Raw genomic sequence first — 19280 nt, forward strand, 5'->3', positions numbered from 1 at the left:
TAATGCGTGAATATATCTGCTTTTTTTGTGCGTAGCCGGTTCACGCTCCGGCACTCCCATCCTGAAACCGCCCTATTCTGTTTCGACGATCTCGAAGCTGTGGCTCATTTTTGCCGCTTTACCCAGCATAATCGATGCGGAGCAATATTTTTCGGCAGACATCTGTACGGCGCGCTCAATCGCGCTTTCTTGCAAACCCCGGCCATACACTTTGAAGTGGATATGGATTTCGGTAAACACGCGCGGCACGGTGTCGGCGCGTTTGGCAGTCACTTCAGCGCGGCAGTCGGTGATTTTTTGGCGTTGTTTCTCGGCAATCATCACTACATCGATGCTGGAACAGCCTGCTACACCCAACAACAGCATTTCCATCGGGCTAGGGCCGCGTTTGACTTCGCCTTCAGCCGCCGCGCCTTCCATCACAACGCTGTGTCCGTTTGCCGTTGTACCGACGAAGCACATTCCGTCTATCCATTTTGAGGTAACTTGCATGGTGTCTTTTTTATCCGTAAAAGCATTAATCCGATATTGTAAACAATTTCAAGTGATAAACCTAGTCAGGCCGTCTGAAAAATACAATCAATTACAATTGGTCTGAACGCATTATTCATCCCGATACGCCCAGTGGTTGACCGGCCCGTGCCCTGCACCGATGCCCAAAGGATAGGAAATGGCGGCGGCAATATAGTTTTTTGCCGTTTGAACCGCCTCGGGTACGCTAAACCCTTTTGCCAACTCGGCAGTGATGCAGGCAGAAAATGTGCAGCCCGTGCCATGGGTATGCGGCGTTGGGAAACGTTTGCTGTTCAGCTCGATGGTTTCATATTGCGTAAACAGCCAGTCGGTGCAATATTCGCTTTGGCTGTCGGCAAGATGGCCACCCTTAATTACCACATTTTTCACACCCCAATCCTGAAGAATTTTGGCGGCGCGTTCCGCATCTTGGCGGTTTTCAATATTGATACCCGTCAATGCCTGCGCTTCGGGCAGATTGGGGGTCAATACGTCCGTATGCGGCAACAGCAGGCGTTTCATGGCTTCAACGGCTGAATTTTCCAACAACGGCGCTCCGCCTTTGGCAATCATGACCGGATCCAACACGCGTTTGCCGAAGTCGCATTCGGCGGTTTGTTCCGCCACGCATTCGATGATTTCCGCCATACCCAACATGCCGATTTTATAGGCACGGATTTGGAAATCCTCCTGAATCGCGGCAATTTGCGCAGCAATCATGTCGGTCGGTATCGGATGCACTGCCGATACGCCCAAAGTATTTTGTGCGGTAACCGCTGTCAGTACGCTGGTACCGAACACGCCGCGCATCTGAAATGTCTTCAAATCTGCCTGTATGCCCGCGCCGCCGCCGGAATCTGAGCCGGCAATCGTCAGCGTTTGAATAAAAAGTTCGTCCATCATATCCTCCTGTTTTTCAGACGGCCTTGTGTTTATCGTTGTTGAGAGCAGTTTGGTTTTATCCGCAAACAAAGGCATTCGCCGTCTATCTTTCCGAATGCCTTATTTGTTGTTTTACCAAAAACAAATGTACGTTCTCGGGCGGAATATCTTAACAAACAAAAGGCCATCTGAAAACTATTTTCATTTTCAGACGGCCTGTTCAATTTTAAACCTATTCAGGCTTATTCTTCGTATGCGTCAATCGGCAAGCAGGAGCAAACCAGATTGCGGTCGCCATACACTTCATCTACCCGTTTGACGCTCGGCCAGAATTTGTGTTCGCGAACGAACGGCAATGGGAAGACGGCTTCTTCGCGAGAGTACGGATGCGCCCATTCACCGGTTACATCTGCTGCGGTATGCGGAGCGTTCACCAGCGGATTATCCTCTTTCGGCCATTCGCCGCGCTCGACTTTCAGCACTTCCTGTTTGATTTGTTTCAGGGCGGCGATGAAGCGGTCGAGTTCGGCTTTGCTTTCGCTCTCGGTCGGCTCAATCATCAGCGTGCCGGCAACAGGGAAAGAAACCGTCGGCGCGTGGAAGCCGTAGTCCATCAGGCGTTTGGCGATGTCGGTTTCAGTGATGCCGCTTTCGGCTTTGAGCGGACGCAAATCGACGATACATTCGTGCGCGACGCGGCCGTTTTTGCCTGTATACAGAATCGGATAGTCTTCGCTCAGGCGTTTGGCAACGTAGTTGGCGTTGAGCAATGCCCAGCACGTTGCCTGCTCCATGCCTTGTTTACCCATCATGGTCAGGTACATCCAGGTAATCGGCAGGATAGACGCAGAACCGAAGGCCGCAGCAGCAATGGCGGTTTGGTCGGCACTGGCGCTGTGGGTGTCGGTCAAAGCGTGTCCCGGTGCAAACGGGGCAAGGTGGGCTTTCAAACCGATAGGACCGACGCCCGGACCGCCGCCGCCGTGAGGGATACAGAAGGTTTTGTGCAGGTTCATGTGCAACACGTCCGCGCCGACTTCGGCAGGCTGCATGATGCCAATTTGGGCGTTGAGGTTGGCACCGTCCATGTAAACCTGTCCGCCGTTTTCATGGATGATGCGGCAGATGTCGCGGATGCCTTCTTCGTACACGCCGTGGGTGGACGGGTAAGTAATCATGATGGCGGACAAAGCGTCGCGGTATTGCTCGGCTTTGGCTTTCAAATCGTCGATGTTGACGTTGCCGTGTTCGTCGGTGTCGACAACGACGACTTTCAAACCCAGCATGGCCGCAGTCGCAGGGTTGGTGCCGTGGGCGGATTTGGGAATCAGGCAGATGTTGCGGTGTCCCTCGCCGTTGGCTTCTTGATAGCGGCGGATGGAGAGCATGCCGCTGTATTCACCCTGCGCGCCGGAGTTGGGCTGGAAGGAAATCGCGTCAAAGCCGGTGATGGCTTTCAGGCTGTTTTCCATGTCGGTCAAAAGCGCGCGGTAGCCTGTGGCTTGGTCTTTGGGGGCATAGGGGTGGATGTCGGTGAACTCTGCCCAAGTAATCGGCAACATTTCCGCAGTCGCATTGAGCTTCATGGTGCAGCTACCGAGCGAAATCATGCTGCGGTTCATCGCCAAGTCGCGGTCTTCGAGTTTCTTCAGATAGCGCAGCATTTCGTGTTCGGTGTGGTAACGGTTGAATACGGGATGTTGCAGAATGTCGTCTTGACGCAGCAATTCGGCATTCAGACGGCCTTTGACGTCATCGGCAAATGCGAACGTATCCTTGCCGGTAAACGCGCGGTACAAATCAACCAAATCTTCGTATGCCGATGTTTCATGGAATGCAGCCGCAACTTGAGTATCGTTGACGCGGCGCAGGTTGTAACCCGACTCCAAAGCAGCGGCAAACACTTGGTCTGCTTTCTCTTTGCTGCCGAAATCAACGGTAACGGTATCGAAGAAGACTTTGTGAACCACATTCAGGCCGTCTGAAACCAGCGCATCGGCAAAGGCAGAAGCCAGCGCATGAATGCGGTTGGCAATGCGTTTCACGCCTTCCGGGCCGTGGTAAACGGCATACATACCGGCCAAGTTCGCCAGCAATGCCTGTGCGGTACAAATATTGGATGTCGCTTTTTCGCGGCGGATATGTTGCTCGCGGGTGGACAACGCCATGCGCAGCGCGGGTTTGCCTGATGCGTCTTTGGATACGCCGATGATGCGGCCTGGGGCGGAACGTTTGAACTCGTCTTTAAACGCGAAATAAGCAGCGTGCGGACCACCGAAGCCCATTGGCACGCCGAAGCGTTGGGTGTTGCCCAAAGCAATATCTGCGCCCAGTTCAGCCGGAGACTTCAGCAAAACCAAGCTCATGATGTCGGCGGCAACGGCCACGATTGTGCCTTTTGCTTTCAGACGACCGATAACATCCTGCAAATCTTGTACGTCGCCGTCTTTACCGACGTATTGGAACAGCGCGCCGAAGTATTCGCCGTCATCAGCTTGGGCAAAATCTCCAACCACCAGTTCAAAACCGAAATATTTGGCGCGGGTTTTCATCACGTCCAAAGTTTGCGGATACACGCGCGCATCCACAAAGAAACGCTCGGATTTCACTTTGCCCACGCGGTGCGCCATCGCCATCGCTTCAGCAGCGGCAGTTGCCTCGTCCAGCAAAGACGCGCCTGCCACAGGGAAACCGGTCAAATCGATACACACTTGTTGGAAGTTCAACAAAGCTTCCAAACGACCTTGGGCAATTTCCGCTTGATACGGGGTGTAGGCAGTGTACCAACCCGGATTTTCCAATACGTTGCGCAAAATCACGTTCGGCACGCGGGTCGGGTAATAGCCCAAACCGATATAGGATTTGTTGATCACGTTTTTCGACGCGATGCCTTTCAATTTCGCCAACGCGTCCGCCTCGGTCAAAGCTTCGGGCAAATCGAGTTCGGACGGCATACGGATGCTTTGCGGCACGGTATTGCCGACAAAATCGTCCATGCTCTTCTCGCCGAGCGCTTCCAAAAGCGCAGCCTCGTCGCCAAAGCTCAAATGGCGCACGGCAAATTCGTTCGGGTTGAACAATTCAGATAGTTTCATTTCTACTCCTTCGGTGTTATCGATATCAACACTGTTTTTTCTTGCAGATGTTGTTTCAGACGGCCTCCGCCCACTTTGGACGACATGCCAATATTTCCCTATAAACCGGACAGGTTTCCACATGCGCGCCGGGCAGGTAGCCGGTACTCATCAGAAATTCGCCGACGATTTCGCCGCCGACAAATTTGAAATGTTTTTTAAACAGCTTCACCCATTCAGCCTTGTCGAGCGGATGGTGTGTATCCAACCAGTTTTTGAATGAGCCGTATTCTTGCCGTATTTGCTTGATTTGTCGCGCGTTATAAATGGCTGCGTTGATTTTCAGGCGGTTGCGGACGATGCCTGCATCGGCAAGCAGCCGCTCAATTTCGGCTTCGTCAAATGCGGCGACCGTATCGATGTCGAAACCTTTAAATGCCGTCTGAAATGCCCGTTGCTTCTTCAGCATCAGCGTCCAGCTCAATCCTGCCTGATTGATTTCCAACACCAGCCGCTCAAACAATTCATTGTCATCCTCAATCGGAAAACCGTATTGCGTGTCGTGATAATGTTGGTTGGGGTTGTCCGTATCGTCGGGAAGAGTGGCGACAAATTCGCAGTAATTCATGTTTGTTGAGGGAAAATTGAAACAAAGGCCGTCTGAAAGCATTTTTCAGACGACCTAAGACCTGCAATATCAAACAGGCACAAAACCTGTTTGGATGTTTGCAAAAATCAAGCTACTTCGCCTGCGTATTGTTCGGCAGTCAACAGACCGTCGTAATCGGCAGGGTTGGCAGGTTTGATTTTGAAGAACCAGCCTGCGCCGTAAGGATCGCTGTTGGCAGTTTCCGGAGCGCTTGGCAAATCTTCGTTGACGGCAACGACTTCGCCTGCAATCGGCGCGTACACGTCGGACGCGGCTTTTACAGACTCAACCACACCGGCTTGCTCTTCGGCAGCCAGGTTTGCGCCGACTTCAGGCAGCTCGACAAACACGATGTCGCCCAACAGCTCTTGCGCGTGATGGGTAATGCCGACAGTGATGGTACCGTCTTCTTCAAGGCGCAGCCATTCGTGGCTGGCAACGTATTTCAGTTCTGCTGGGATGTTGCTCATGGTTTGATACTCCATTGATAGGGGGTTATTTTCAGACGGCATCTTCATGAATCAATATCCACAGATGCCTTGTTCAATGCTTTCTACAAACGTCCGTATTAGACGACAATTAAAACCTGCTTTCAGACGGCCCTTAACAAATAAGGCCGTCTGAACCGATATTAATCAAACTGTTTTTGACCATTACGCACAAACGGCAGCTTCAATACGCGTACATCCACTTCTTTGCCGCGCATCAGTACTTTGGCAGTATCGCCGTCAAAGTCTTTCGGTACGCGCGCGATGGCGATGGATTGCTTCAGGCTTGGCGAGAATACGCCGCTGGTGGTTTCGCCTTTGCCTTTGTCGGTCAACACTTCCATATGCGCGCGCAGGATGCCGCCTTTTTCGAGCAACAGGCCGACCTGTTTCACGGTAACGCCTTTTTCTTTCAATGCCAGCAAGGCGGCTTTACCGACGAAGTCGCGGCTTTCGTCTTTTAAGTCAACGGTCCAACCCATGCCTGCTTCGAGCGGGCTGGTATTGTCGTCCATATCGTTGCCGTAGAGGTTCATACCGGCTTCCATGCGCAGGGTGTCGCGTGCGCCGAGGCCGCAAGGCTGTACGCCTGCTGCTTGCAGGGCTTTGAAGAATGCGACGGCTTCAGTGCCGGGCAGGATGACTTCGACGCCGTCTTCGCCGGTATAGCCGGTGCGGGCGACAAACCAGTCATTGCCCAAGTCTGCACCTTGGAACGGTTTGAGGCCGTGAATAACGTCTGCCCATTCAGGTTTGACGGTCAGGAGTTTTTCGATGGCTTTCGGGCCTTGTACGGCGAGCATGCCGAGGTCGTAGCGAGGATTGAAGGCAACGCCGAACTCTTGTCCGACTTTGTGGAATTGCGCCGTGTCTTTTTCACGGGTCGCGCCGTTGGACACGATGCGGTATTGTGTTTCGGCTTCGTTGGTGCGGTAAACGATCAAGTCGTCAATCACGCCGCCGTTGTCGTTGAGCAAAGCGGAATAAAGGGCTTTGCCGACAAAAGCGAGTTTGGCGACATCGTTGGCAATCAATTTGCGGAAAAAGGCTTTGGCATTTGCGCCTGCTACGTCGGTAACGAGCATATGGGATACGTCAAACATACCGGCGTCGGTGCGCACGGCTTCGTGTTCGGCGATTTGTGAACCATAATGGATGGGCAGCTCCCAGCCGGCAAAATCTACCAGCTTCGCGCCTGCATCTTGATGGGCTTGATGAAATGGGGTGGTTTTCAGAGCAGTCATTCTCAAGTTTCTCCGGATTTTTTGTTCAGATGCCGCCCGCGCACCTATGCGCGGATGACCCTATCTGTCCTTGAACCTGAGATTTTCGGCCGTATCCGCATGATGGCAAACCAGTCTGCTCACTGCTTTGCGCGGTTGTCTGAATGGTGGTTCAGACGGCCTTCTCCCCTTCGGTGGACGTTATTCAAACGCCGCTCTCCAGATTGTTTGTTTCAATGTGCAGTCCCTGATACCTGAGCGATTTAAGGGTGTCTGCGCCTTCGGTGGTTACATTGTAGTTGGGTGTAACACTCTCCTGCACATTTCCCGATTATGTCTTGAATCGGCAGTTTGGGCAAGTAGCCGACGAATATTTATGATGTGAATATCCGTCTTTTTATTGGGGAGGCAAAACTTGAGCCTTTATAAAATTGTTAGCTATGCGGCAAATGTTTTTGCAAAAGTCTCAGGCCGTCTGAAGCCCTTACCCGTTTTTCCTATATAATTCTGTTTTTTCGATTTATCTGCGTCCATCATGAACCGCCTCAAACGCATCAAAACCATCCTCTGCACGCTCTACCGCTACCGCCTTACCGAGCTGATTGCCTCGCTGGTCCGTCCGGGTTGGGCGCGGACTTTCCTCAATATGCTGCCGCAGTCGTCCAAGTTCAAACACGAAATGCCTGCCGTGCGCCTGCGTTTGGCGTTGGAAAGCCTGGGGCCGATTTTCATCAAATTCGGGCAGGTATTGTCCACGCGTCCCGATTTGATTCCGCACGATTACGCGGTCGAACTGGCAAGGCTGCAAGACAAAGTGCCGCCGTTTGACGCGCAACTTTCACGCTCGCAAATCGAAAAATCACTGGGACAATCCATCGACACTTTATACGCGGAATTTGAAACAGAGCCTGTCGCCAGCGCGTCCATCGCCCAAGTACACAAAGCCCACCTGCATTCGGGCGAACAGGTCGCCGTGAAAGTCTTGCGCCCCAACCTTTTGCCCGTTATCGAACAGGATTTGTCGCTGATGCGCTTTGGTGCAGGCTGGGTGGAGCGTTTGTTTTCAGACGGCAAGCGTTTGAAGCCGCGCGAAGTAGTGGCCGAATTTGACAAATACCTGCACGACGAATTGGACTTGATGCGCGAAGCCGCCAATGCCAGCCAGCTCGGTCGCAATTTCCAAAACAGCGATATGCTGATTGTGCCGAAGGTGTTTTACGACTACTGCACCAGCGACGTGCTGACCATCGAATGGATGGACGGCACTCCGGTATCCGATATTGCCAAACTCAAAGCCGACGGCATTGATTTGCACAAACTTGCCGATTACGGCGTGGAAATCTTCTTCACGCAAGTTTTCCGCGACGGCTTTTTCCATGCGGATATGCACCCCGGCAATATTTTGGTCGCCGCCGACAACCGCTACATTGCCCTCGATTTCGGCATCGTCGGCACGCTGACCGACTACGACAAACGCTATCTCGCCATCAACTTCCTCGCATTCTTCAACCGCGATTACCACCGCGTCGCTACCGCCCACATCGAATCGGGCTGGGTGCCTGCCGACACGCGCGCGGAAGAATTGGAAGCGGCTGTCCGCGCCGTGTGCGAACCGGTGTTCAACAAACCGATTTCGCAAATTTCCTTCGGCTTGGTACTGATGCGCCTGTTTGAAGTCAGCCGTCGCTTCAATGTCGAAATCCAACCGCAGCTGGTATTGCTGCAAAAAACGCTGCTCAACATCGAAGGCTTAGGCCGCCAACTCGATCCCGATTTGGACTTGTGGAAAACCGCCAAACCGTTTTTGGTGCGTTGGATGAACGAACAGGTCGGCCCCAAAGCCCTTTGGCGCAACCTCAAAAACGAAGCTCCCGACTGGGCGCAAATCATCCCTTCCCTGCCGCGCAAAATCAGTGCGTTGGTTGATGAAAACCGCCAACAGGAAATGCGCGATGCCTATGTGCATCTGGTCAAAGTACAGCAACGCCAAAGCCTGTGGTTGGCTGTGATTGCGGTTGTTTTGCTACTGATTTTGCTGTTTAAGTAAACCGTAATACAGCTTTAAACGGCATATAAAAGGCCGTCTGAAATTTAGTTTTCAGACGGCCTTTTATATGCCTATCTATTCTTTTTTCTCATGCGGAACATGTCCGCTTTCGGCTTCGATATGCCGTCTGAAGCGCAGACCTGCGGCGTGATAAAACGGATGCGGCGAGAATTGGCGCGAGACTTGCGAAGCGAAGATGCAAGTCAGCAACATCCAAAACAACAAATTCTGTCCGCCCGTCATTTCCATTACCACTACGGCAGCGGTCAACGGCGATTGGGTTGCGGCGGCAAGGAACGCGGCCATGCAGAGCAAAACCGCGACATTGGACGCGTCGCCCAGTTGCGCGAAAGAAGCCATGTGTTCGCCTATCATCGCACCAATGGTTAAAGACGGCGTGAAGATACCGCCGGGAATGCCTGCCCAGTAGCTGAACACGGTCGCCGCCCATTTTGCGGCAGCCAAGCCGAACGGCGCTTCATATGCGCCTTTAAGAGCGGCTGCGGCTTCGTGATAACCCGTACCATAGGTTTTACCTTGATAAAACGTACCGAGCAACGCCAACAAGATACCCATTACAAAAGCGACCACCAACAAATGACGGCGGATGAAACTGCGCCAGCGTACCGGTGCGAATGCCGCCGCGCCGCGATACAAAAAGCTGCCGAACAATCCGCCAGCCACGCCGCAGACGATGCCCGACACCGCGGCCCACATCAGCATGTTTGGCAGCTCATGCCCTTGAAACCCTGAAAAATACGGGTTGTTGCCCTGTATCGCCACTTGAATGAAACCGGCTGCCAACACGCCCATCAGGATTTGGCGTTCCCAACGCAAAATCACGCCGCGCCCCAATTCTTCGATGGCAAACACCACGCCGGCCAAAGGTGCGTTAAACGCCGCTGCCAAACCGCCGGCCGCACCTGCGGCAATCAAATCGTTTTCCTGCATGCCCCTAAACGCCAGCCCGTGCTTTTTACACCAGGCGCCCCAAGCGTTCATGACCGCCGCACCCACTTGTACAGACGGCCCTTCCCTGCCGATCGATGCCCCCAAAATCATGCCCAAAAACGTCAGCGGAATTTTAAAAAAGGTTTCGCCCAGACGAATCAGACGGGTTTTCTGCGCGCCATACGGCAAAGACAACGAAGCGATGACTTGCGGAATACCGCTGCCGGAAGTGTACGGCGCAAATTTGCGCGTAAACCACGCCAAAAGCGGCAAACCCAGCGGCAAGGCCACCCACGCAAACCATGGATATTTTCCCACCAACAAAGCGTTCCATTCCAAAGCCAAATCCGCCAAGTACGCAAACATCAAAGCCGTCAGGGCAACCAGTGCCGATCCTGCCAGCAAAAACAGAAAGGCAATGCTCTTTTTCGACAGGCGTTTGGTTTGGCGGATTTTGTGGGCGAGGCGCGCCGCCCAAGTCTGTGGAAATTTCATAATAGGCACGCAGTCAATGTGTTCAGACGGCCTTGATACTTTTCTCAAAGGCCGTCTGAAAACAAGGATAAAGGTTTTTAAGAACGGTAATCCGCGTTAATCGACACATACTCGTGCGACAAATCGCAGGTATAGACGGCCGCCGTCGTATCGCCGCGTTGCAAATCGATGCGGACGGTAATTTCCGGACGATTCATCACGGCTTGTCCTGCTTCTTCGGTATAGCTTTCCGCACGGCCGCCGTTTTCAGCCACCAACACGTCATCCAGCCACATTTTCAAAGCATCGACGTCCAAGTCTTCAATACCGGCATAGCCGACGGCTGCCAACAGACGGCCCAAATTCGGGTCGGAGGCAAAGAAAGCAGTTTTTACCAAAGGCGAATGGGCGACGGCATAAGCCACTTTGCGCGCCTCTTCGCGGGTTTTCGCGTTTTGTACTTCAACCGTGATGAACTTGGTCGCGCCCTCGCCATCACGGACAATCGCCTGCGCCAATTCCAAAGCCAGCGAACCGAGCAATGCTTTGAGCTGCGCATAGCGCGGATCGGCGGTATTGTCGATTTCGCTCTGACCGCAACGGCCTGTCGCCATAATCACGAAGCTGTCGTTGGTGCTGGTGTCGCCGTCCACGGTAATCGTATTGAAACTTTCGTCTGCGATTTCTTGGGTCATCAGCTGCAAAATCGGTTGGGACACTTTGGCATCAGTGGCGATAAACGACAACATGGTCGCCATATTCGGATGAATCATGCCCGAGCCTTTGGAGATGCCGGTGGCGCGGACTGTGTGTTTTTCGCCGACCAAGCCTGTGCGTGAAGCGGCTTTCGGCACAGTATCCGTCGTCATGATGGCACGCGCCGCGTCCGACCAGAATGCAGGGCGCACTTGCGGCAAAGCGGCCACGATTTTATCCACAGGCAGCGGCTCCAAAATCACGCCGGTCGAAAACGGCATAATCTGATTGGATTGGCAGCCGACCTGCTCTGCCACCGCCGCGCACACTTTAATCGCGTCCAGACGGCCTTGTGCGCCGGTACCCGCATTGGCATTGCCCGTATTGATGACTAAGGCACACACGCCGTCTTGGTCAAACAGATGCGACTTGGCGATATGCACCGGTGCGGCGCAGAACCGGTTTTGCGTAAACACCGCGCCCACCGTATGTCCGCCGCCCAATACCATCAGCGTCAAATCGTCGCGGTCTTGTTGCTTGATGCCCGCGCGACCTGTAAACAGACGGATGCCGTCGATTTCCAACAATTCGTCTGCACGTTTTTCAGTCAAATTTACAGCCATATCATTTTCTCCTGTTTACACTATTTTCAGACGGCCTAAACGCTATACACCCAATAAGGGAATCAAGATAGGCACCAATATCGCCGTCAACACGCCGTTGAGTGTCAAGCCCAAGCCGGCATATGCGGCCATACGGCGGCCGTATTCCAAAGACGCCGCAATACCCATCGCATGTGAGGCCGTACCCAAAGACATTCCCACTGAAGAAGGCATATACAACGTCCCTTTCAACACTTTATATCCGGCCATTTGTCCAAAAAGCCCAGCAATAATCACCGTTGCCGCCGTAATCGCCGGAATACCGCCGACCGATGCCGTGATTTCAATCGCAATCGGGTTGGTTACCGATTTGGAAGCCAACGACAAAACCACTTCGCGCGACGCGCCCAGCCATTTGGCGAAATACACGCCCGTAACAATGCCTGTCACGCTGCCCGCCAACTGCGACAATACCACCGGCAACCACTGGCTGCGGATACGGTCCCAATTTCGATAAAGCGGCACGGCCAGTAACACGACTGCCGGTTTCAACCAAAAATCAATAAAGTGCGAAGCAGAATGGTACAGCTCGTAATCGATGGCAAATACTTTCAAATACCCCATCAACACCAGCGTACTAATCAATACCGGATTACACAGCACATTCCCCGTGCGCGCCCGAATCTGCACTGCCAAAGCATATACGGCCAAAGTCAGGAACAGCATGACCGAGGGCATGCGCAACAGCCCGTCTATATTCATCACATCCGCCTCCTGACCCACTCATGCACTTTGCCGGTCACCAACAATACGCAGATCGTACTGCCGATTGTGGCCGTCAAAATTGAAAACCAGTCGTTTGCAATCACGTCCAAATAGCTGATGACGGCCACGCAAGGCGGCACCAAAAACAAAGTCAGGTTTGCCATCAAAATATCTGCCAGCTCTCCCACCCAAGACAATTTGACCCAGCCGGCCTGAAGCGCGGCAAACAGCAAAGCCATGCCGACAATACTGCCCGGCAGTTTCAACCCCAAAATCCAAACGGTTGCCTCGCCCAAAGCCAAGCAACCCAATACCACCAATAAGGCACGAATAATATTCATTAAGCCGGTTTCTCCTTATCCTTTTTCAGACGGCCTCAAAAAATTTATTAATCATTGAATCATATCGTGCCACAGGCCGTCTGAAAAGGGAAGAAACGCCTTCCTTCAAGTTTAATGAAAGATAAGCATGATTGCTCCGGCAGATTGGCTTAGGCAATATTGAAACCCCTACCCTACTTTTTGTCTTTAACGGCCGCCGCAAACCGGGCATTCGGGATTGTGTCTCACCCCGTATTGCTGCCATTTTCCGCTCAACGCGTTGTAGGTAGAAAGTTTGCCGTGCGACGGCGTACCGATACCGATCAGCACTTTGAGCGCTTCGACGGCTTGGGTCGTTCCGATAACGCCGACGAATGGCGAAAAAACGCCAAACAATGCACAAGCACCGTCGCTGGCTTGTTCGCCGTCAAACAGGCAGGCATAGCAAGGCGTATCGGGAAGATCGGGACGGTACACAGCAATTTGTCCGTCAAAGCCGACGGCCGCGGCGGAAACCAAAGGCGTGCGCGTGGCAACGGCGGCGCGGTTGACCGCTTGGCGCGTGGGATAATTGTCGGAACAATCGAGGATGATGTCGGCTGCGTTTGCCAATTCGACAAGCTTGGCCTCATCGAGAAATTCGACAATGGCTGTAATGTGTGTTTGGCTGTTGATCTGTTTCAGACGGCCTTGTATGACCAAAGCCTTGTTTTTACCGATGTCGGCTTCGGTAAACGTGATTTGGCGTTGAAGGTTGGTCTCGTCGATGGTATCGGCATCGGCAATCGTCAGGCTGCCGATACCGGCGGCGGCAAGATACGGCAAGGCCGCCGCACCCAACCCACCGCAACCGATAACAAGCACATGGGCGGCCAAGAGTTTTTCTTGGCCTTCGATACCGATTTCGTCAAGCAGAATATGGCGGCTGAACCGCAGGAGTTGTTGATCGTTCATCATAATAATAAGGCCGTCTGAAATCCAACGTTCAGACGGCCTGAATGGTTTAGAAATTAATATTTTCGTATGCGTTGTCAAACAGGAAAGGACGGCCTTCACTGCTGGTTTCGGATTCCAGGCGGATTCCGCTGAGCATCATATTGCGGTCAACGTCTTTCATCATGTCGTAAACGCTCAAGAGCGCCAAATTGAGGCCGGTCAGGGCTTCGGTGGCAATGCTGCCGTTGCTGTTCGCTTGGACGGTTAGCGTGGCCTTCAGGCAGGCCAGCTCAACGTTAATATCGAAATCAACCTGCACGCCGATGATGCGTCCGGGCAGGTGCAGCGGAATCAGGTTGGCGGTCTGTTTGATGCTCTGAATGGCGGCAACGCGGGCGATGGTCAGGATACTTGCCTTTTCGGTGGCATTCTCTATCAACACCCGTATCGCCTGCTGGCTCATGTTGACGGTGCCGACGGCGACGGCGGTGTGTTGTTCAGGAAAATCGGGCTGGTTGGGAAATTCAATCATGGGTTTCTCGCCTCTGTTTTGATGGGCAATATTTTACGGCATTTTACAGACAGCGACCACGCAGCGGATACGGACGGCTGTTTTCCGGTTTGAAATGTATCGGACGGCAGCATTGGCAGTTTACAAAAATTTGCTATACAATGGATTCACGATACACCCAAATTAACATTTAAATAAGAGAAAAATCATGCAACTGCATATCTTAAATAATCCAAAAGATGCCGCTCTGGCGGCGGATGCGGAATTTTTAAAACAGTCTCTTTTCAATCTGCTGCATGAGGAAGCGTCGCCTTTGGTGGTCGAAACCGTTAAGTTATTATCGACTTCAGACGACAGCGCTGCCCTGATTGAGAAGGTGTTGCCGCAATTGGACGAACAACAAACCCACGATTTAACCTTGGCCTGCGGCCTGTTCGCACAGATTTTGAACATCGCCGAAGACGTGCACCACGAACGCCGCCGCCAAATCCACGAAGAGGCCGGACACAACAGTGCCGAAGGCAGCCTGACGGAAACCGTGCGTAAACTCAAAGCCGGAAAAGTCAACGGCAAAGCGTTGCAACAACAACTGGACAATACAGTCGTTACCGCCGTTTTAACCGCGCACCCGACCGAAGTGCAACGCCAAACCGTCTTGAGCTTCAACCGCCGCATCCGCGCGCTGCTGCCGCAACGCGAACGCTGCACTAATCCTGATGCGCTGGCTCAGTTGCGCCGCGAAATCGACACCGTGCTTTTGGGCTTGTGGCAGACCAGCGAAACGCGCCGCCACAAACTTAGCGTCAACGACGAGATCAACAACGGTGTATCCATCTTCCCGATGAGCTTCTTTGAAGCCCTGCCCAAGCTCTACCGCACGATGGAACGCGATTTTCAGACGGCCTATCCCGGCGTCCGCGTTCCGAACATCCTCAAAATCGGCGGCTGGATAGGCGGCGACCGTGACGGCAACCCGTTCGTCTCTGCCGAAACCTTGCGTTTTGCGTTCAGACGGCATGCCGACGCAGTGTTCCGTTTTTATCGCGGCGAACTCGACAAACTTTACCGCGAATTGCCGCTCTCCATCCGCCGCGTCAAAGTCAACGACGACGTGATGGCACTGGCCGCCCTCTCGCCTGACGAAGAAATCGCCCGCACCGAAGAACCCTACCGCCGCGCCATCGCCTACATCATGGCACGCGCCATGGGCAAGGCACGCTCACTCGGTTTGGGCATGGGCTGCAAATTCGGCTTCCTCGAGCCTTATGCCACGGTCGAAGAGTTCCTCAACGACCTGAAAAAACTGCAACGCTCGCTCCACGAAAACGGCAGCCAACTGCTGGCAGAAGGCCGTCTGTCCGACATTATCCGCAGCGTGTCCGTGTTCGGCTTCCACATGATGCCGCTCGACCTGCGCCAACACGCAGGCAAACACGCCGATGTGGTTGCCGAGCTTTTCCAACACGCAGGCTTGGAAGACTACAACAGCCTGAACGAAGAGCAAAAACAAGCCGCCCTGTTGCGCGAATTGAGCCATCAACGTCCGCTGTACAGCCCGTTCATCACATACAGCGACCATACCCGCCACGAACTGGCGATTTTCAACGAAGCGCGCAAAATTAAAGACGAATTTGGCGAAGATGCCGTCACACAAAGCATTATTTCCAACTGCGAACAACCCAGCGACCTGCTCGCCTTGGCATTGCTGCTGAAAGAAAGCGGCCTGTTGGTGGTGGAAAACGGCAAACCGCACAGCCGCATCAATATCGTGCCTCTATTTGAAACCATCGAAGCGCTCGAAAACGCCTGTCCGGTCATGGAAACCATGTTCCGCCTCGACTGGTATGATGCCCTGCTCGAAAGCCGCGGCAACATTCAAGAAATCATGCTCGGCTACTCCGACTCCAACAAAGACGGCGGCTACGTTACCAGCTCATGGTGTCTGTATCAGGCAGAGTTGGGCTTGGTCGAACTCTTCAAAAAATACGATGTCCGCATGCGCCTGTTCCACGGCCGCGGTGGCAGCGTAGGTCGCGGCGGCGGCCCTTCTTACCAAGCCATTTTGGCGCAACCTGCAGGCAGTGTTGCCGGACAAATCCGCATTACCGAGCAAGGCGAAGTCATTACCGCCAAATACGCCGATCCGGGCAATGCTCAACGTAACTTGGAAACCTTGGTTGCCGCGACTTTGGAAGCCAGCATCCTGCCGGATAAAAAAGACCCTGATGCCAAACTGATGCAGGATTTGTCGGACGTATCGTTCAAATACTACCGCGAACTGATTACCCACCCCGACTTCATCGACTACTTCCTGCAAACCAGCCCGATTCAGGAAATCGCCACTCTCAACCTCGGCAGCCGTCCCGCCAGCCGCAAAACCTTGGCGCGGATTCAGGACTTGCGCGCGATTCCGTGGGTATTCTCATGGATGCAAAACCGCCTCATGCTGCCGGCTTGGTACGGTTTCGGCAGCGCAGTGGAAACCTTGTGCGAAGGCAAACCCGAAACCCTCACTGCCCTGCGCGAACACGCCCAAAGCAATCCGTTCTTCCAAGCCATGCTCTCCAATATGGAGCAAGTAATGGCAAAAACCGACATCACCTTGGCGGAAAACTATGCCGGCTTAAGCGAATCACCCGATAAAGCAAAAGTCATCTTCGGCATGATCAAGGAAGAATACCAACGCAGCCGCAAAGCACTGCTCGACTTGCTGCAAACCGAAGAGCTCCTACGCGACAACCGCAGCCTCGCCCGTTCGCTTGCCTTGAGGATTCCATACCTGAACGCCCTCAACGGCCTGCAAGTCGCCATGCTCAAACGCCTGCGCAGAGAGCCCGACAATCCGCACGCCCTGCTGATGGTTCACTTGACCATCAACGGCGTAGCGCAAGGTTTGCGAAATACCGGTTAAGGCAGCACGGAAAAAAGGCCGTCTGAAACAATTTTCAGACGGCCTTTTTATGATGAATATACACCAGCATTGCGGCTGTTTTGAGTACCTTCACAATATGCTATAATCCGCCGTTAAACTTTTATCTTTTCAGGAAAAACCATGAGCTTGAAATGCGGCATCGTCGGTTTGCCCAACGTCGGCAAATCCACCCTCTTTAACGCGCTGACCCAATCGGGTATCGAAGCGGCAAACTATCCTTTCTGTACCATCGAACCCAACGTCGGCATCGTTGAAGTCCCCGATCCGCGTATGGCCGAATTGGCAAAAATCGTCAATCCGCAAAAAATGCAGCCTGCCATCGTCGAATTTGTCGATATCGCCGGTTTGGTTGCAGGTGCGAGCAAAGGTGAAGGTTTGGGAAACCAGTTCCTTGCCAACATCCGCGAGACTGACGCGATTGTTAACGTCGTACGTTGCTTTGACGACGACAACATCGTTCACGTTGCAGGCAAAGTCGATCCGATCGCCGACATCGAAACCATCGGCACCGAGTTGGCACTGGCCGACTTGGCCAGTGTCGAAAAAGCCATCGTCCGCGAAGAAAAACGCGCACGCTCAGGCGACAAAGACGCGCAAAAACTGGTCGATCTGTGCAAAAAACTGCTGCCGCATTTGGACGAAGGCAAGCCTGTACGCTCCTTCGGTTTGGACGCAGAAGAACTCGCCATGCTCAAGCCGCTGTTCTTGCTGACTGCCAAACCCGCCATGTACGTCGGCAACGTTTCCGAAGACGGTTTTGAAAACAACCCGCACCTCGACCGCCTGAAAGAATTGGCTGCAAAAGAAAACGCGCCGGTTGTGGCAGTATGCGCTGCAATGGAAAGCGAAATCGCTGAATTGGAAGACGACGAAAAAGCCGAATTCCTCGCTGAAATGGGCTTGGAAGAACCGGGCCTGAACCGCCTGATTCGTGCCGGCTACGACCTCTTGGGCCTGCAAACCTACTTCACCGCCGGTGTCAAAGAAGTCCGCGCTTGGACCATCCACAAAGGCGACACTGCGCCACAAGCCGCCGGCGTAATTCACACCGACTTTGAACGCGGCTTCATCCGTGCCCAAGTTATCTCCTACGAAGACTTCATCGCTTTAGGCGGCGAAGCCAAAGCCAAAGAAGCAGGCAAAATGCGTGTGGAAGGCAAAGAATACGTCGTACAAGACGGCGATGTGATGCACTTCTTGTTTAACGTGTAAGTAAGGTCGTCTGAAAGCATAAAGAATGCAAATCAAATTTGGTAGGCTAAGCTTTTCTTAGCCTACCTTCCTTCAAAGTTTAGGGAAAATGTCTAATATCAATCTTATAGATATTGTAAAAAATATATTTTATTTTATTGGTTCGTCAGCAGGATTATTTGCGGTTCTTCGCCCAGTATTTGAAAGCAAACTTCAACAAGATATTCAAAATGCTAGGAAAATAATTGAACGAATTGGAGAAAATAGGATTTTATACTTAGATTCAAGTATTTATTCCCATCGTTGTGTTTCTAGTGAATTTTTTGTAGATATAGATATTTTAAGTAATGATATTAGCGAGAAAAAACAATGCACACGCTTTTCCAGTCATATTTCATGCTATTTCGATACCGAACTAAAAGAAATTATAAATGAATATATCAACCTAAGAAGCTACATACAAGTTCCGGAATGGGAGCCTAGATACAATGACGATAATGGAAAATCAGCGTGGTATTTCAATAAGAAAGCTGAAAGTTTTTATCCATCAGGAGAGCATTTTCCCGCTAACTATCCGAAACATTTAGAAGAAGCTGCTAAAATAGCTGACAAAATAAAAATAAGATTTTTAAGATTCCAAGCATTAACTGAGCTTCATTACATAGAAACAATTTTTCACAAATGGACCGTAGCTAAATTATATAAAAAACATAACTTGACCGTATAAATAATGTTCAAAAGATCAAAAATTTAGAAATAATTAAATTCATGAAATTGCTAAATCAATATCTAGCCTATTTTAATCAACGGAAGTTTCAATGAAATCAGTTATCCAAGACCTACAATCGCGTGGCTTAATCGCCCAAACTACCGACATCGAAGCCTTAGACGCTTTGTTGAACGAACAAAAAATTTCCCTCTATTGCGGTTTTGACCCGACAGCAGACAGCCTGCACATCGGCCACTTGCTGCCTGTATTGGCATTGCGCCGTTTCCAACAAGCCGGCCATACGCCGATTGCTTTGG

At 52.3% G+C, this 19280-nt stretch carries 16 protein-coding genes, 1 pseudogene and 1 riboswitch; of the genes and pseudogenes, 5 read left to right on the forward strand and 12 right to left on the reverse strand.

The features are described from left to right. Window positions 1-72 precede the first annotated feature (72 nt). From ACTHUM_RS03745 to gcvT, 6 genes are all read right to left on the reverse strand, one after another. Complete coding sequence (locus ACTHUM_RS03745) at window positions 73-492, reverse strand: OsmC family protein (protein WP_070873648.1); 420 nt, start codon at window positions 490-492, stop codon at window positions 73-75. Window positions 493-603: 111 nt separating this feature from the next. After that, window positions 604-1413, reverse strand: a complete 810-nt coding sequence (gene thiD / locus ACTHUM_RS03750; RefSeq protein ID WP_440361217.1) for a bifunctional hydroxymethylpyrimidine kinase/phosphomethylpyrimidine kinase — start codon at window positions 1411-1413, stop codon at window positions 604-606. 224 nt (window positions 1414-1637) lie between these two features. Continuing rightward, the gene (gene gcvP / locus ACTHUM_RS03755) at window positions 1638-4490 is read right to left on the reverse strand and encodes an aminomethyl-transferring glycine dehydrogenase (protein WP_440361202.1); all 2853 of its coding nucleotides are present in this window, start codon (window positions 4488-4490) and stop codon (window positions 1638-1640) included. Window positions 4491-4545: 55 nt separating this feature from the next. Then, entirely contained in the window at window positions 4546-5097 is a 552-nt protein-coding gene (locus ACTHUM_RS03760) for a DNA-3-methyladenine glycosylase I (protein WP_049336411.1), read from the reverse strand. Window positions 5098-5204: 107 nt separating this feature from the next. Further along, window positions 5205-5603, reverse strand: a complete 399-nt coding sequence (gcvH, locus tag ACTHUM_RS03765) for a glycine cleavage system protein GcvH (protein WP_036492952.1) — start codon at window positions 5601-5603, stop codon at window positions 5205-5207. Window positions 5604-5749: 146 nt separating this feature from the next. Continuing rightward, the gene (gene gcvT, locus ACTHUM_RS03770; protein WP_004519543.1) at window positions 5750-6850 is read right to left on the reverse strand and encodes a glycine cleavage system aminomethyltransferase GcvT; all 1101 of its coding nucleotides are present in this window, start codon (window positions 6848-6850) and stop codon (window positions 5750-5752) included. Window positions 6851-7060: 210 nt separating this feature from the next. After that, window positions 7061-7158, reverse strand: a riboswitch (glycine riboswitch). A 206-nt stretch (window positions 7159-7364) separates the two neighbouring features. Between gcvT and ubiB the strand changes: the two genes are divergently transcribed. Further along, window positions 7365-8876 (forward strand): ubiquinone biosynthesis regulatory protein kinase UbiB, encoded by a 1512-nt coding sequence (ubiB, locus tag ACTHUM_RS03775; protein WP_049336409.1) that lies wholly within the window; start codon window positions 7365-7367, stop codon window positions 8874-8876. A 75-nt stretch (window positions 8877-8951) separates the two neighbouring features. Here the strand turns inward: ubiB and ACTHUM_RS03780 are convergent, their stop codons facing one another. The 6 genes from ACTHUM_RS03780 to ACTHUM_RS03805 all read right to left on the reverse strand — a co-directional run bounded on the left by ACTHUM_RS03780 (window position 8952) and on the right by ACTHUM_RS03805 (window position 14152). Next, window positions 8952-10322 carry a chloride channel protein gene (locus tag ACTHUM_RS03780; RefSeq protein ID WP_004519541.1) on the reverse strand — a complete coding sequence of 457 codons (1371 nt, stop codon included), beginning with the start codon at window positions 10320-10322 and terminating at the stop codon, window positions 8952-8954. A gap of 77 nt (window positions 10323-10399) precedes the next feature. After that, complete coding sequence (gene argJ, locus ACTHUM_RS03785; RefSeq protein WP_004519540.1) at window positions 10400-11620, reverse strand: bifunctional glutamate N-acetyltransferase/amino-acid acetyltransferase ArgJ; 1221 nt, start codon at window positions 11618-11620, stop codon at window positions 10400-10402. Between the two features lie 42 nt (window positions 11621-11662). Further along, window positions 11663-12361, reverse strand: coding sequence for an LrgB family protein (locus ACTHUM_RS03790; protein WP_440361218.1), 699 nt, complete (start codon window positions 12359-12361; stop codon window positions 11663-11665). Next, complete coding sequence (locus ACTHUM_RS03795; RefSeq protein WP_049328555.1) at window positions 12361-12705, reverse strand: CidA/LrgA family protein; 345 nt, start codon at window positions 12703-12705, stop codon at window positions 12361-12363. Before ACTHUM_RS03795 ends, ACTHUM_RS03790 begins: the two co-directional genes overlap by 1 nt. Before the next feature lie 186 nt (window positions 12706-12891). After that, on the reverse strand, window positions 12892-13638 hold the full coding sequence (locus ACTHUM_RS03800) for a HesA/MoeB/ThiF family protein (protein WP_440361219.1): 747 nt from the start codon (window positions 13636-13638) through the stop codon (window positions 12892-12894). A 49-nt stretch (window positions 13639-13687) separates the two neighbouring features. Next, on the reverse strand, window positions 13688-14152 hold the full coding sequence (locus tag ACTHUM_RS03805; RefSeq protein ID WP_004519536.1) for a cyclic pyranopterin monophosphate synthase MoaC: 465 nt from the start codon (window positions 14150-14152) through the stop codon (window positions 13688-13690). Window positions 14153-14339: 187 nt separating this feature from the next. Between ACTHUM_RS03805 and ppc the strand changes: the two genes are divergently transcribed. The 4 genes and pseudogenes from ppc to ACTHUM_RS03825 form a co-directional block, all read left to right on the forward strand. Next, complete coding sequence (ppc, locus tag ACTHUM_RS03810; RefSeq protein ID WP_440361203.1) at window positions 14340-17042, forward strand: phosphoenolpyruvate carboxylase; 2703 nt, start codon at window positions 14340-14342, stop codon at window positions 17040-17042. 141 nt (window positions 17043-17183) lie between these two features. Further along, entirely contained in the window at window positions 17184-18275 is a 1092-nt protein-coding gene (gene ychF / locus ACTHUM_RS03815; RefSeq protein ID WP_049330669.1) for a redox-regulated ATPase YchF, read from the forward strand. 88 nt (window positions 18276-18363) lie between these two features. Then, window positions 18364-18981 (forward strand): hypothetical protein, encoded by a 618-nt coding sequence (locus tag ACTHUM_RS03820; RefSeq protein ID WP_004519533.1) that lies wholly within the window; start codon window positions 18364-18366, stop codon window positions 18979-18981. A 91-nt stretch (window positions 18982-19072) separates the two neighbouring features. After that, window positions 19073-19280: pseudogene (locus tag ACTHUM_RS03825) on the forward strand (tyrosine--tRNA ligase); the annotation flags it as partial.

This window comes from Neisseria sp. P0021.S006 (assembly GCF_051956895.1).